Annotated in this window: 12 protein-coding genes; 6 read left to right on the top strand and 6 right to left on the bottom strand. The window is 65.6% G+C overall.

The features are described from left to right. Positions 1 to 46 precede the first annotated feature (46 nt). Both purL and J0X27_RS15985 read left to right on the top strand, forming a co-directional pair. Entirely contained in the window at positions 47 to 2,176 is a 2,130-nt protein-coding gene (gene purL / locus J0X27_RS15990; protein WP_207270133.1) for a phosphoribosylformylglycinamidine synthase subunit PurL, read from the top strand. Positions 2,177 to 2,312: 136 nt separating this feature from the next. Beyond that, positions 2,313 to 2,900, top strand: coding sequence for a response regulator (locus J0X27_RS15985; RefSeq protein WP_207270132.1), 588 nt, complete (start codon positions 2,313 to 2,315; stop codon positions 2,898 to 2,900). 77 nt (positions 2,901 to 2,977) lie between these two features. On the opposite strand, the gene J0X27_RS15980 is transcribed toward J0X27_RS15985, so the two are convergent. The 4 genes from J0X27_RS15980 to J0X27_RS15965 form a co-directional block, all read right to left on the bottom strand. After that, a complete protein-coding gene (locus J0X27_RS15980; RefSeq protein ID WP_207270131.1) occupies positions 2,978 to 4,834 on the bottom strand; it encodes a PAS domain-containing sensor histidine kinase in 1,857 nt (618 codons plus the stop codon). Positions 4,835 to 5,070: 236 nt separating this feature from the next. After that, the gene (locus tag J0X27_RS15975) at positions 5,071 to 6,303 is read right to left on the bottom strand and encodes a GNAT family N-acetyltransferase (protein WP_207270130.1); all 1,233 of its coding nucleotides are present in this window, start codon (positions 6,301 to 6,303) and stop codon (positions 5,071 to 5,073) included. Positions 6,304 to 6,433: 130 nt separating this feature from the next. Beyond that, positions 6,434 to 7,591 (bottom strand): pyridoxal phosphate-dependent aminotransferase, encoded by a 1,158-nt coding sequence (locus J0X27_RS15970; protein ID WP_207270129.1) that lies wholly within the window; start codon positions 7,589 to 7,591, stop codon positions 6,434 to 6,436. 2 nt (positions 7,592 to 7,593) lie between these two features. Then, positions 7,594 to 8,079 carry an Lrp/AsnC family transcriptional regulator gene (locus tag J0X27_RS15965; protein WP_097379705.1) on the bottom strand — a complete coding sequence of 162 codons (486 nt, stop codon included), beginning with the start codon at positions 8,077 to 8,079 and terminating at the stop codon, positions 7,594 to 7,596. Between the two features lie 255 nt (positions 8,080 to 8,334). Here J0X27_RS15965 and J0X27_RS15960 point away from each other — a divergent pair, with 255 nt between their 5' ends. After that, positions 8,335 to 9,489 carry an ABC transporter substrate-binding protein gene (locus J0X27_RS15960; RefSeq protein ID WP_207270128.1) on the top strand — a complete coding sequence of 385 codons (1,155 nt, stop codon included), beginning with the start codon at positions 8,335 to 8,337 and terminating at the stop codon, positions 9,487 to 9,489. Positions 9,490 to 9,669: 180 nt separating this feature from the next. Here the strand turns inward: J0X27_RS15960 and J0X27_RS15955 are convergent, their stop codons facing one another. Continuing rightward, on the bottom strand, positions 9,670 to 10,317 hold the full coding sequence (locus J0X27_RS15955) for a hypothetical protein (RefSeq protein ID WP_207270127.1): 648 nt from the start codon (positions 10,315 to 10,317) through the stop codon (positions 9,670 to 9,672). A 119-nt stretch (positions 10,318 to 10,436) separates the two neighbouring features. Here J0X27_RS15955 and J0X27_RS15950 point away from each other — a divergent pair, with 119 nt between their 5' ends. From J0X27_RS15950 to J0X27_RS15940, 3 genes are all read left to right on the top strand, one after another. Then, positions 10,437 to 10,664: a hypothetical protein gene (locus J0X27_RS15950; RefSeq protein ID WP_207270126.1), complete on the top strand. Its 228-nt coding sequence runs from the start codon at positions 10,437 to 10,439 to the stop codon at positions 10,662 to 10,664. A 167-nt stretch (positions 10,665 to 10,831) separates the two neighbouring features. Next, entirely contained in the window at positions 10,832 to 11,440 is a 609-nt protein-coding gene (locus J0X27_RS15945) for a thioredoxin family protein (protein ID WP_207270125.1), read from the top strand. A gap of 57 nt (positions 11,441 to 11,497) precedes the next feature. Beyond that, positions 11,498 to 12,286: an HpcH/HpaI aldolase family protein gene (locus tag J0X27_RS15940; protein ID WP_207270124.1), complete on the top strand. Its 789-nt coding sequence runs from the start codon at positions 11,498 to 11,500 to the stop codon at positions 12,284 to 12,286. 33 nt (positions 12,287 to 12,319) lie between these two features. Here J0X27_RS15940 and J0X27_RS15935 read toward each other — a convergent pair whose 3' ends face one another. Continuing rightward, positions 12,320 to 13,438 (bottom strand): NADH:flavin oxidoreductase/NADH oxidase, encoded by a 1,119-nt coding sequence (locus tag J0X27_RS15935; RefSeq protein ID WP_207270123.1) that lies wholly within the window; start codon positions 13,436 to 13,438, stop codon positions 12,320 to 12,322. Positions 13,439 to 13,571: the final 133 nt, after the last annotated feature.

The following is a 13,571-nucleotide window of genomic DNA, read 5'->3' as shown; positions in this document are numbered from 1 at the left end:
TGTATATAGAAACCCCTTTACTGCCCGACTTCCACCACCGACATGAATGAGTCTTGCCGATTCGGACCGCGAACTCGTCGTTTCCGAGCTGGGGCGGGAACCGACTCGAGCGGAGGCGGCGCTGTTCGAGAACCTCTGGAGCGAACACTGCGCGTACCGCTCCTCGCGACCGCTGCTGTCGGCGTTCGACAGCGAGGGCGAGCAGGTCGTCGTCGGGCCGGGCGACGACGCAGCGGTCGTCTCGCTGGATGATGAGACGTATATTACAATGGGAATCGAGAGCCACAACCATCCCTCCTACGTGGATCCGTTCGACGGCGCGGCGACGGGCGTCGGCGGCATCGTCCGGGACACCCTCTCGATGGGGGCCTACCCGATCGCGCTCGCGGATTCGCTGTACTTCGGGGAGTTCGACGACGAACACTCGAAGTACCTCTTCGAGGGCGTCGTCGAGGGGATCAGCCACTACGGGAACTGCATCGGCGTTCCGACGGTCGCCGGCAGCGTCGACTTCCATCCCGACTACGAGGGGAATCCGTTGGTCAACGTCGCCTGCGTCGGCCTGACCACCGAGGAACGTCTCGTCACCGCCGAGGCCCAGGAGCCCGGCAACAAACTCGTGCTCGTCGGGAACGGGACCGGCCGGGACGGACTCGGCGGCGCGAGCTTCGCCAGCGAAGACCTCGCGGAGGACGCCGAGACGGAGGACCGACCCGCGGTACAGGTCGGCGACCCATACGCCGAAAAGTTACTCATCGAGGCCAACGAGGCGCTCGTCGACGAAGACCTGATCGAGTCCGCCCGCGACCTCGGTGCCGCCGGCCTCGGCGGTGCCTCCAGCGAGATGGTCGCCAAGGCCGATCTCGGCGCACACATCGAACTCGAGCGGGTTCACCAGCGCGAGCCGAACATGAACGCGCTGGAGATCCTCCTCGCGGAATCCCAGGAGCGGATGTGTTACGAGGTCGAACCGGACAACGTCGACCGCGTGCGCGAGCTCGTCGAGCGGTTCGATCTGGGCTGTTCAGTTATCGGCGAGGTCACCGACGGCAACTACGTCTGCACCTTCGAGGGCGAGACGGTCGTCGACGTGGACGCGTACTTCCTCGGCGAGGGCGCGCCGATGAACGACCTCTCGACCGCGGACCCGGCGGAACCCGAAACCGATCTGCCCGACGTCGACCTCGAGGATGCGTTCGAAGCGATCGTCTCGAGCCCGAACACCGCCTCGAAGCGGTGGGTCTACCGGCAGTACGACCACGAGGTCGGCGTGCGCACGAGCGTCGGGCCGGGCGACGACGCCGCGATCATCGCGGTCCGAGAGGCCGAACAGGGGCTCGCGCTCTCCTCCGGTGGCGCTCCGAACTGGACCGACGTCGCACCGTACGAGGGTGCCCGCGCGGTGGCCCTCGAGAACGCGACGAACATCGCGGCCAAGGGGGCGACGCCGCTGGCCGCGGTCGACTGTCTCAACGGCGGCAATCCCGAGAAGCCCGACGTCTACGGCGGCTTCACTGGGATCGTCGACGGGCTCGCCGAGATGTGCGAAACCCTCTCCACGCCGGTCGTCGGCGGGAACGTCTCGCTGTACAACGACTCCGTCGCGGGACCGATACCGCCGACGCCGACGCTGGCGATGGTCGGCTCCAAGGACGGGTACGACGCGCCGCCGCTGGCGGTCGAGCCCGACGGCGACTTGCTTCTCGTCGGCGACCTCGGCCTCGAGGCCGGATCTCCCCGCCTCGGCGGCTCCGAGTATCTCGCCCAGTTCGACGGCAGCGACGCCTTCCCCGACCTCCCGGCCGATCCGGCGGCCGTCGTCGAGACCCTCGCTGCGGTCGCGAACGACGACGCGACCCTCGCAGTCCACGACGTCAGCCACGGCGGCCTCGCCGTCGCGCTCGCGGAGATGGTCACCGAGGACGCCGGGCTCGAGGTGGCGATTCCGAGCGACCAGCCGGCAGGGGCGTTGTTCCACGAACAGCCGGGGCGCGCACTCGTCCAGACCGAGTCGCCGGAGGCGGTCCGCGAGGCGTTCGACGGCGTCGCACCGGTCGTCGAACTCGGCTCGGCGACCGACGACGGTCGACTCGCGGTCGACGCCGGTCGGACGCTGACGGCCGACGCAGCCGAGATCCGCGACCGTCGCGGAACGATCGAACGGGAACTCGAGTGACGGTGCGCAAATCCGAGTAAGGGTTCGGGAACCCGGCTACCGATTCAGTCGCTCGAATTTTTCATCGACTGTCCGGTATATTGATATACGGCCGGGACGATTCGTCCAACGAGCCGACACGCCAAGAGGAACGCCGATGACTACTGATACCCCGTCCGTCCTGATCGTCGAAGACGAGCCCGACCTCGCGAACCTCTATGCCGCCTGGCTCGAGGCCGAGTGCGACGTCGAAACGTCCTACGACGGCACCGAAGCCCTCGATGCGATCGACGAATCGATCGACGTCGTCCTGCTGGACCGGCGGATGCCGGGCCTCTCGGGCGATACCGTCCTCGATACGATTCGGGAACGGGGCCTCGACTGCCGGGTTGCGATGGTGACGGCGGTCGAGCCCGATTTCGACATCATCGAGATGGGGTTCGACGACTACCTCGTCAAGCCGGTTTCGAAGGACGAACTGATCGCCATCATCGATCAACTGCTGCTCCGGACGAGTTACGACGCACAGCTGCAAGAGTTCTTCGCACTGGCCTCGAAGAAGGCGCTGCTAGACGATCAGAAAACGGAGGCCGAACGCCGCTCGAGCCAGGAGTACGCCGAACTCAAAGACCGGCTGGCCGTCCTTCGAGTGCAGGTCAACGATACGATGCAGGAACTGCTCGAGCAAGACGGCTACCGACAGCTCTGTCGGGATATTACGAGCGAATCGGTACTGCAGGAATAATCGCTCGAGTCCCGGCAGCGACCGTCGGCCCGCCGGACGACGTGGCCCGCTGGGCTAGTCGGTCGCGCTTCCGTGACTCACTCGCGGAGCCGTTCGAGGGTCGTTACGTCTCGAATTTCGATCCGCGTGCCGCCGTTGTCCCCGTTGGTGACGGAACACTCCCAGTCGTGGGCTTTGGCGATGGCCCGGACGAGTGCGAGGCCGAGGCCGTCGATCGCGGTTTCGTCGTCGGCGGTCGGATCGAGCACGCGGTCGTGTGCGGTCGGCGGAATCTCGGTAGCGTCGTCGAGGAGGAAAAACCCTCGACTGCCGCCGTCGTCGAACCCGACGAGGCCGATCCGGATCGTGACGTCGCCCTCGGCCCGCGCGGTGGCACTGTCGAACGCCGTCTCGATGAGATGGCCGAACCGGTCGGGATCGGCCCGGAGCGTGGCCGAGCCGTCGACGACGACCGCATCCGTCTCGAGTTGCGAGTCGCTGATGGCGTCTTCGATCGCCGCCTCGAGATCGAGTCTGGTGCGGGTCCCGACGGCCGAGGCGTTGCGGGCGAACTCCCGGATGTCGTCGACGAGTCGTTCGGCTCGATCGAGCGTCGTTTCGACGGTGTCCTCCGCGAGCGGAAACTCCCATTCGTCGGTCGTCTCCGCTTCCAAGGCGTCGGCGACGGTCTCGAGTTGGTCTTTCAGATCGCTCGAGAGGACGTCGGCGATGGCCTCGAGGCGGTCGGTCTGGCGCTCGAGTTCGGCCGTCCGGTCCCGCAGGACCTGCTCCCGATCGGCTCGATCGAGGGCGGCGCGCGTGTTCTCGACGAGCGTCGAGATGAGATCGATATCGGTCTCGTCGAACCGGTAGGGATCCAGCGAGCCGGTCATGAGAATACCGTGTGTCCCGATCGGTGCGATGATCTCCGATTCGAGGGGCGTGTCCGGGTTGTAGAGGTTGTCGATGGTCCCGAGATCGTCGAACAGCTGGACTTCGCCGGCTTCGAAGACGTCCCAGACGAGGCCTTCGCCGGGGTTGAACCGCGGGAGACCGCCGAATTCGTCGTGTGCACCGGCGGTCCCGGCGACGGGTTCGAGGTAGCCCCGTTCTTCCTCGAGCAGCCAGACGCCGCTGATGGGGAGATCGAGCAGATCGCTCCCGGCGTGGACGGCGATCGCACAGATCTCCTCGGGATCGTCGGACTCGAGGAGCCACCGGGTGATCTCGTGGAGCGACGTGACGACGCGGTCGTACTCGTACCGGTCGGTGATGTCCCGGATGACGGCGGCGACGGTGGCGGTGTTGTCCTCGATCGGGACGAATCTGAACTCGGCCATCCGCGCATCACCCTCCGGACCGACGTAGGCGACCTCGAGCTGGCTGCGGTCGGCGTTTCCGACGTCGACGTCGGTGATCGCCCGGCCGATATCGACGGCGGATTCGCCGTCGATTCCCGCCAGTTCGGTGAGCGTCTCGACGTGTTCGCCGACGAGTTCCGTGCGATCGGCACCGAGGATCGTCTCCGTCGCGCCGTTGACGGTGACGATCTCGCGGTTGCGATCGAGCGTCACGACGGCGTCGTGGACCGCCTCGACGACGGCAGCGTGTTGGGCTAACGTCGTCTCCTGGGCCTTTCGCTCGGTGACGTCGCGCATGAACACCGACAGCCCGGATTCGGAGGGGTAGGCCCGCGCTTCGAACCAGGTCTCGAGGTGCGTGTGGTAGATCTCGAAGGAGACCGACACCTGTTCGTCCATCGCGCGGTGGAACCCGTCGGGGAACTGCGTCTCGACGGTCTGGGGGAACTCGTCCCACATGACCCGCCCGATCAGGTCCTCGCGGGACCGTTCGAGCAACGTCTCGGCCCGTTCGTTGAGATAGGTAAATCGAAACCCCGTATCGAGTGCGAAGAAGGCGTCGGTGACCCGGTCGACGATCGGTACCGATCGCATCGTCACGTCTGTTCACCCCCGCCCAGTGACGGATTCGTCTCCCCTTCCCGCTCGAGGCTATCGCCTCTCACAGCCGTTGCGATCATCGACGGACAGTCAGCACATAGTAAGAGAATCCCCTATTTCAGTGTCGTGGCCGAGCGTCCGAGTGGTACTAGATGGCATATGACCCCGTCCGTGGCCGGTCCCCGTCCCCTGCCAGTCGGACAGATCGTCCGACGCAGCGTCTCGAGCGATCAAAATCGATCGCCGAGATAGACCTCGGTTTGGGGAAAGAGCGTCGAAAGAACGTCTCCGGGCTCCGGAGCGGCCGTCTCGATCCGACCGGTTCGCTCGAGGGTTTCTGCGGACTGGAACCCGACGACGAGCTGTGAGAGCGCACCGATTTCGAGGCGGACATCGGCGTCGGCCGCCGCGTTCGACCGACCGTCCAGCCGGGTACAGTCCGCCTGGCCGGCCGCGATCGCCAGCTCGAATACACCTTCGTTCCACTCGGCCAGTGGATCCTCGACGGCGATCGTCGTACTGACGTCGAGATCCGGGTACGAGAGGGCGGAGAGCGTCGCCGCGACGTCGACGATCCGGACCATCGGGCCGTTCTCGACGACGGTCTCGATCTCGTCGGGGTCTCGAGCGAGATCGCGGAGCGGAACGCCCGAAGGCACGCGAAGCCGCACACGCTCGACCTGCGACCCGTGGTCGTGACAGAACGACAGCAACGCCAGGGTGGCCTCGTGATCGGCGGCCACGAGTTCGGAGACGGCCATCGTCCGGTCGCCCATCTCGCCGTCGATCGTGTAGACGAGATATCCCCGCACCCGACCGTCGCGTTCGTACGCGTAGACGAACGGATCCCGATCGTGGCCGCCGAATACGCGATAGCGCCACCAGTCTTCCTCACGCTCGAGGGACAGCGAGTATCGGTCGGCGTGGGCTTCGTAGGCCGGTGTGAGCGACCGGAACTCGTCGGCCTCGAGTCGGCGGATCGAACCCGCGTCCCGGTCGACGGCGTCGGTCGCGAACGAGAGCACCGACGGCTCGCACTCGTGGGTGACGATTCGGTTGCACGTGTCCCAGCCATACTGGCGGTAGAACCGATAACTGAACGGCCACAGCACGGAAAACCGGATCTCACGGTCGCGATACTCCGCGAGCGAGCGGGCGAGCAACTGCCGAACGTACCCCCGACGGCGGTACTCGGGTGGCGTCGCGACGGACGCGAGCCCGGCGGTCCGGTGGCACTCCTCGCGCACTCGGGACTCGAGCCAGTAGTGTCGACAGACACAGCGTGGCTCCGCGTCGTCGGCCCCATCGGTTTCGTACACGCCGCGACGGGACCCGAGCGTCGCTCGGGGCCGCTCGTGTTCGTCGGGATCGTACGCCGGGACCCCCTCTTCGGGCCTGAACGCGTAGCTGCGGTACTCGTGAAAGACGTCCCGTTCGTCCGGGATGGGACGATAGTCGACCATGCAAACGAAAGCGGCGGCGACCGGCAAAACTGTTCCCGATCAAAAGCGATCCGCGACCCGTCTGGACGATCGTCAGTCAGTCCCTCCACACCGACCAGGGGATGGCGTGGCCCCAGTGACGGCAGCCGTCTCAGACGTGCTCGTCGACGAACGCCTCGATACGGTCGAGCGCTTGCCGGAGGTCACCGAGCCCGGTCGCGTAGGAAACCCGCAGGTGGCCTTCACCGACGTCGCCGAAGACGTCGCCGGGAACGACTGCCACCCCCTGTTCGCGAAGGACCGCCTCGGCGAACTCCTCGGCCGTGAAGCCATCGGGGACTTCGGGGAAGCAGTAGAACGCCCCCTTGGCTTCGAAGACGTCCATCCCGATCTCGCGAAAGCGCGAGAGGACGAACTGTCGGCGACGGTCGTACTGGTCGACCATCTCCTGGACGTCGTTCGCACACGAATCCAGGGCCTCGAGGGCGGCGTACTGGGCCGTCGTCGGGGCCGAGAGCATCGTGTACTGGTGGATCTTGTTCATCGCACCGATCGCATCGGCGGGGCCAAGCGCGTAGCCGAGTCGAAGGCCGGTCATCGCGTGGGCCTTCGAGAAGCCGTTGAAGACGATAGTCCGCTCGCGCATCCCCTCGAAGCTCGCGATCGAGGTATGCTCGCCGTCGTAGGTCAACTCGGCGTAGATCTCGTCGGAGAAGACCATCAGGTCGTGCTCGCGGGCGAAGTCGGCGATCGGCTCGAGGTCCTCGGCGGGCATGATCGCGCCCGTCGGGTTGTTGGGGTAACAGAGGACGAGCACGTCCGCGTCGGCCGCGCCGGCCTGCTCGAGTCCTTCGACGGTGAGGCGAAACTCGTCGTCTTTCGTGGTCGGGACCGGCAGCACCTCGCCGCCGGCGAAGATCACGCCGGGTTCGTAGGAGATGTACGACGGCTGGGCGATCGCGACCGTGTCGCCGGGATCGACGAACGCCCGGAAGGCGAGATCGACCGCCTCGCTCGCACCCGCCGTGACGATGATCTCCTCGTCGGGGTCGTAGCCCAGCTCGAACCGGTCGGCGACGTAGTCGGCGATCGACTCGCGGAGTTCGCGCTTACCACGGTTTGCCGTGTAGGACGTCTTGCCCTGCTCGAGGGAGGTAATCGCGGCGTCGCGGGCGGCCCACGGCGTCGCGAAGTCGGGCTCGCCCACACCCAGCGAGATGACCTCGTCGCGTTCCTCGGCGATCTCGAAGAAGCGCCGAATGCCCGACGGCGGGACCGCCTGCACGCGGTCTGACAGTTCGAACGTCATGGTCAGGGTGAGAACGAGAGGCGATCGTCGCCCTCGCCGTCGCCGAGTTCGATGCCGTTCTCCTTGTAGGAGGTCATCACGTAGTGGGTGACCGTCTGCGTGATCTCGGGGACCGGCGCGACCTTCTCGCTGATGAACTGGGAGACCTCGCGGATGGAGTCGCCCTCGACTTCCATATCGAAGTCGTAGTCGCCGCTGATCAGTCGCAGGGCTTTGACCTGCGGGAACCGTGCGAGGCGCTCCGCGATGTCGTCGTAGCCCGTCTCGCGGTCGAGCGTGACGTTCAACTCCACCTCGGCCCGGACGCGTTCGTCCTCCAGTTTGTCCCAGTCGACGACCGCCTGGTAGCCCCGGACGACGCCCGCTGCCTCGAGCTCCTCGATGGTTGCCTCGACCTCGCTCTCCTCGAGGTCGGTCATTCGCGCGATATCCGCCGTGGAGTAGCGCGCGTTCTCACGGAGCAACTCGAGCACCTCGCGTTCGCTCATACCGCTTGGAAGCGCGAGCGCGAGTAAAGGTTTAACGTTGTTCGGCCGGCGGCCTGCGGGGGACGGTCGTCGAGTGCGGGACCCACGACGAGGTGCTCGCGATGGACGGTCCGTACGCGACGCTGTAGGGTGTCAAGCCGGTGAAACCGGTGCAATGCCCAGCCTCCTCAAGACGCCCCGCGGTTCTGTCGGCGGAAATTTTAGGCTTGCCTAATAACCAGAGTATTTATTGGTTTTTAGGCTAGCCTAAAAACCATGGAGGTAGATGAGACAACACACGATGTACCGACACGCAGAGACACGCTAAAATACGGCGCAACGCTCGCGACCGGCGTTGCCCTCGCCGGCTGTTCAGAGTTGGCCGACCAGAGCAAGCAAGGCGAGACGAGTGGGAACGACTCGTACTCGGTGTCGATGGAACCGATGGGAAGCGTCACCTTCGAGACGGTACCCGAGCGCTGGGTCGCGTACGACGGCGGATACGCCGATATGGCCGTCGCACTGGGGCAAGCTGATGGATTAGCGGGGCTCGGCGGAGCGAACCGGTACTACACCTACGTGTACGACGAACTCCCCGGAGTCACAGTCGATCGAGCTGTCCTCGAGTCCTATCCGGAGGTCCGGACCAAAGAGGAGTTCTACGAACTCGACAGCGACGTGCACCTGTACGACCCACAGATGCTCATCAACTGGTTCGGGTGGGACGATGCGGATATCGACGAAATCACGTCGATGGTCGCGCCGTTCGTCGGCAACCTGATCTTCCGTCGATCGGACGAATGGCACGATTACCGCTACTACACGTTATACGAGGCCTTCGAGAAAGTAGCGGCAGTGTTCCAACAGCGTGATCGCTACGAGGCGTTTCTCGAACTCCACACCACGTTCATCGCGTCGGTGCAGGAGCGGCTCCCACCGGCCGACGACCGTCCGTCCGTCTTCCTCACGTTCGAGGGTGCCGAAGAGCCGGAGGCGTTCTCGCCGTACCGGCTCGACGACGAGGGGACGAGCAAGAAACAGTGGCGGGACCTCGGTATCCACGACGCACTGGCGGGGACGGGAACCGAGAATCTCAGCACCACGAACCGGGGAAAACTCGATTACGAGAACCTGCTTGAAATCGACCCTGATGTGATCCTCATCCGCGGCCACGAGCGGAAGTCCGCGACGGAATTCCGTGACACGGTTCTCGACTATATGCAGCGCCATCCCGTCGGGAGTGAACTCACTGCCGTACAGAACGGGCGCGTGTATCGCGGCGGTTACCTCAACCAGGGCCCGATTCACAACCTCTTCCTGACCGAACGGGCAGCGAAGCAACTGTTCCCAGAAGAGTTCGGCGATGTGACCGGCGACGAACACCTCTTCGATCGACAGGAAGTCGCGGACATCATCAACGGAGCGATCTGACCGAACGCACCCACGAACGACGGCAGTCCCGCAAGCGAGATCGGTTCTCGGAACGCGATACGAGGGCGCTCCGTCGCAGGCCCACACTCGAGCGGCCGCTCACCTGACTCGCGTCACGATACCGGCAGTCCCGTCGGCTGCGGCGACGGAACCCGGCGAGACGGCGCTGTTCGGGCTGTATCAGCGATAATTCTTGAACAGCAGCGCACGCACGTCGTCTTTCGTCTGTACCTGTTCGCTCGAGCCGTCGGGGAGTTCGACCGTGTACCGGTAGTCCGCCGAGTCCGATTCCCCCCACTTGTCGTCGTGGGTCTCGAGCAGGCTCATCATCTCGTCGAGCATATCGTCGTCGTCGGCCGAGCCGTCACCGTCGTCAGCCACATCGCCCTCGTCGACCGAATCGTCACCGTCGTCGGCACCGTCCGCACCCGCGTCGGTATCGGCGTCCGTCTCGGCCGCCGCTTCGTCGCCGCCACTCGAGTCGGCCGCGCCCGACCCGTCGGGCTCTCCGTCGAGATCGGCGGCTTCACCGTCCCGAGCGTCGTCCGGTGCCGGCGTCTCGTCTTCGACGTAGGAGACCGCCTCGAGTTCGTGGGGATCGTCGTCGCCCTCGATTGCGGCCCCGACGGACGCGGTGACGTCGTCCGTTGCCGAGGAATCGAACTCGTCGGCGTCGATTTCGATCTCCTCGTCGAGGTTGTCGATCAGGAACTGGACGGCGTCGCGCTCGCGGACGAAGCCGTACTTGCCGACGACCGATTCGGAGATTTCCTCGCGGAGGTGCTGGATGAACGCGTACTGTTCGTCGGTGATCTCGAGTGTCTTCATACCCTACTCGATGCGGCCGGGGGTACTAATATGTGAGTCGTCACGATCCGAGAACAGGCGTCCATCTCGTCTCGAAACCACTAGAATTAACCGACTGCCGTAGTTAGATTCAGACTCCGATGGACGATGCACTCGAAGTCGTAGACATCATCGCTGAGTCGGAACTCGAAGGGCTGTTCGTGTGGATCCTTCGACTCGTCGGGCTGGTTGCGGTCCTGTCCGGGCTGGGACTCTGGTTGTTGACCGACATGGGGTTGCTCGTCCTGCCGCTGGTTCTGATGGTCGGCGGGCTCGTGTTGCTCGTCGTCCCCAGTATACTCCTGTCGGTCGCAGAACTGTTCGGCTAGGCTCGACCCCGCCGAACTGCGCGCCGGTTCGCAGTCGGGGACAGGACGATCCGGGAATCGAACCCGTGCGATCACGATCGCCGAGACGCTTCGAGGACGACTCCCAGCCCGAGCGACACGAGTGCTGTGAACGTGACGATTAAGAACGAACAGGCACAACGACTCGCATGGTCCTGAAAGAATCCGAATCTCAACTCGAGGCCGGCGATCCCGCTCCCGCGTTCGAACTCGAGGGCGTCGACGGCGAGACGTACACGCTCGAGTCCTTCGCCGACGACGAGGCGCTGTTGGTCGTGTTCACGTGCAATCACTGTCCGTACGCGCAGGCGAAGTTCGAGTTGCTGAACGAACTGGCCGCCGAGTACGAGGACGTCTCGGTTGTCGGGATCAATCCCAACGACGCCGAGGAGTACCCCGACGACTCGTTCGGGAAGATGCGGGAGGTCGTCGCGGACGGGACGATCGACTACGACGCCTATCTCCGGGACGAGAGTCAGGACGTCGCCCGCGCCTACGGCGCAGTGTGCACCCCCGATCCGTTCCTCTTCGAAAACAGCGCGGCGCTACGCGCCGCGGATAGTCGAGCGGCAGAGCCGCGAGATAGCGGCGAGTTCCGTCTGGTCTACCACGGCCGACTCGACGACGCGCCCAACCCCGACGACGAACCGAGCCGATACCAGATCCGCGAAGCGATCGACGCCGTGCTGGCGGGCGAGGCCGTCGACCTCGAGTGGCAGCCCTCGCGTGGCTGTTCGATCAAGTGGACGGACGATTGATCGACCGACGATTGTCGGCCCCAGATTTTAGTCACGAGCAAGCGTGGCCATCGGCGCATGAGTCAGCAACCGCGAGGCAACGCGCTCCGCGAGACGCTCGAGGCCGGCGAGGTCGCACTCGGCGTCCTCGAGAACACGTACAGCCCGACGGTGGTCGAACTCTACGCGGCGCTGGGTTCGGATTTCGTCTGGATCGACCTCGAACACGGCGGCCCGAGCCCGCGGGACGCCGGCAAACTGGAGGCACTGCTCCGCGCAGTGGACGGAACCGAGACGGAGCTGCTGGTACGGCTTCCCGATACCGATCCCTCCCTGGTTCGGAAAGCCCTCGACGCCGGCGTTCGAAACGTCTTCCTCCCGCGGGTCGGCAGCGCCGAGGAACTCGAGGCGGCGGTACGAGCCAGTCGGTTCGAGTACGACGCCGAGCCCGGCTGGCGGGGAATGGCGAACCCTCGCGCGGGCCGTTGGGGGTTGACCGACGACTACGTGTCCACCGAAGACGAGTCCGTCGTCGTCGGCGTCACCGTCGAAACCCGGTCGGCGCTCGACGACCTCGACGACATCCTCGCGGTGCCCGAACTCGGCTTCGTCTTCATCGGCCCGCTGGATCTCTCGGTGTCGCTGGGACAGCCGGGCGAGTTCGACCATCCCGACGTCGAGGAAGCCGTCGAGACGATTCGATCGGCCGCTGTCGAGGCGGACGTTCCGGTCGGCGGGCTCGGCTTCGGCATGGACGACGTCAACGAAAAGGCCGAAAACGGCTACCAACTCCTGAACGTCGGAACGACGACCGGGGCGTTGCGCTCCTCGGTGAGTGGCTGGCTGGACGACTACGACGGCGCGTGATCGGCCCCTCGAGTCGCCGCCGAAGCGGTCGCGTTACCGCTGGACGGCCCGCCGGTACTGAGCCGGCCACTGGTCTCTGACTGCCTCGGGATCGCGCTCGAGGTCGCCGGCGGCGCGGAGTCCAAAGTAGGGATCGCGCAGGAACTCACGGCCGACGAACACGAGATCGGCGCGGCCGTTTCGGACCAGGGCGTCGGCCTGTTCGGGCTCGGTGACGCCCCCGACGGTCCCGACCGCCACGTCGGCTCCTTCCCGAACTCGCTCGGCCAAGGGCACCTGGAAGTTCGGCCCGCCGGGGACGGCCTGCTCGGGGTGGAGCCCGCCCGAGCTGACGTCGACCAGGTCGACGCCCAGTGCCGCGAGGTCGTCGGCCAGCCGGACCGTCTGGTCGATATCCCACGATTCGCGGTCGTCGAGCCAATCCGTGCCCGAGAGGCGGACGAAAAGCGGCTTGTCGTCGGGCCAGACTTCGCGAACGGCGCTGGCGATCTCGCGGACCAGCCGCGTCCGGTTCTCGAAGCTCCCGCCGTAGTCGTCCTCGCGGTGGTTCGTGACCGGCGAGAGGAACTCGTGGAGCAAGTAGCCGTGGGCCGCGTGGATCTCCGCGATTTCGAATCCGGCCTCGAGCGAGCGCTCGGCCGCCCCGCGGTAGGCGTCGATGACGCCCTCGATGTCGTCCTGATCGGCCTTCTTCATCGCCGGGCGCTCGCCGTCGAACGGCGGATAGGCCTCGGGCGACGGCGTGAGGACTTCCCACCCCGATGCCCCGCTGGGACCGGTCCCGTCGGGTTGAATCGGGACGTGGCCCTCCCAGGGCCGTTCCTTGCTCGCCTTGTGGCCCGCGTGGGCGAGTTGAATTCCCGGTACCCCGCCCTGATCGCGGACGAACTCGGTGATCGGCTCGAGCGCGGTTGCGTGCTCGTCGCTCCAGATCCCGAGGTCGTGGGGCGTGATCCGGCCGACCGGGTCGACGGCGGTCGCTTCGGTCATCACCACTCCGGCACCGCCGACGGCCCGACTCCCGAGGTGGACGCGGTGCCACTCGGTCGCGGTCCCGTCCGGTTCACAGGAGTACTGGCACATCGGTGAAACGACGATTCGGTTTGGGAGTTCTACGTCCCGCAACGATACCGAAGAAAGCAGATCAGTCATCGAGCGGACGTAACGACGGCGCGGGCAAAACACCCTTGGAGGGAGCGGGGCTTGCCGCCTCGTACGGACCTGCCCTCTCGTCGCGCCGCCAAAGCGTACCACGACCACTTATCTCCCGTCCGGCCCCAGCGCC

Origin of the sequence: Natrinema longum (genome assembly GCF_017352095.1) — an archaeon.
GTDB lineage: Archaea > Halobacteriota > Halobacteria > Halobacteriales > Natrialbaceae > Natrinema > Natrinema longum.
This window is presented reverse-complemented; position numbering and strand designations above follow the sequence as displayed.

Coding starts and splice junctions, on each gene's coding strand:
- J0X27_RS15985 (WP_207270132.1), top strand. CDS start 2,313: ATGACTACTGATACCCCGTCCGTCCTGATCGTCGAAGACGAGCCCGAC.
- J0X27_RS15950 (WP_207270126.1), top strand. CDS start 10,437: ATGGACGATGCACTCGAAGTCGTAGACATCATCGCTGAGTCGGAACTC.
- purL (WP_207270133.1), top strand. CDS start 47: ATGAGTCTTGCCGATTCGGACCGCGAACTCGTCGTTTCCGAGCTGGGG.
- J0X27_RS15955 (WP_207270127.1), bottom strand. CDS start 10,317: ATGAAGACACTCGAGATCACCGACGAACAGTACGCGTTCATCCAGCAC.
- J0X27_RS15980 (WP_207270131.1), bottom strand. CDS start 4,834: ATGCGATCGGTACCGATCGTCGACCGGGTCACCGACGCCTTCTTCGCA.
- J0X27_RS15970 (WP_207270129.1), bottom strand. CDS start 7,591: ATGACGTTCGAACTGTCAGACCGCGTGCAGGCGGTCCCGCCGTCGGGC.
- J0X27_RS15975 (WP_207270130.1), bottom strand. CDS start 6,303: ATGGTCGACTATCGTCCCATCCCGGACGAACGGGACGTCTTTCACGAG.
- J0X27_RS15945 (WP_207270125.1), top strand. CDS start 10,832: ATGGTCCTGAAAGAATCCGAATCTCAACTCGAGGCCGGCGATCCCGCT.
- J0X27_RS15965 (WP_097379705.1), bottom strand. CDS start 8,079: ATGAGCGAACGCGAGGTGCTCGAGTTGCTCCGTGAGAACGCGCGCTAC.
- J0X27_RS15940 (WP_207270124.1), top strand. CDS start 11,498: ATGAGTCAGCAACCGCGAGGCAACGCGCTCCGCGAGACGCTCGAGGCC.
- J0X27_RS15935 (WP_207270123.1), bottom strand. CDS start 13,438: ATGACTGATCTGCTTTCTTCGGTATCGTTGCGGGACGTAGAACTCCCA.
- J0X27_RS15960 (WP_207270128.1), top strand. CDS start 8,335: ATGGAGGTAGATGAGACAACACACGATGTACCGACACGCAGAGACACG.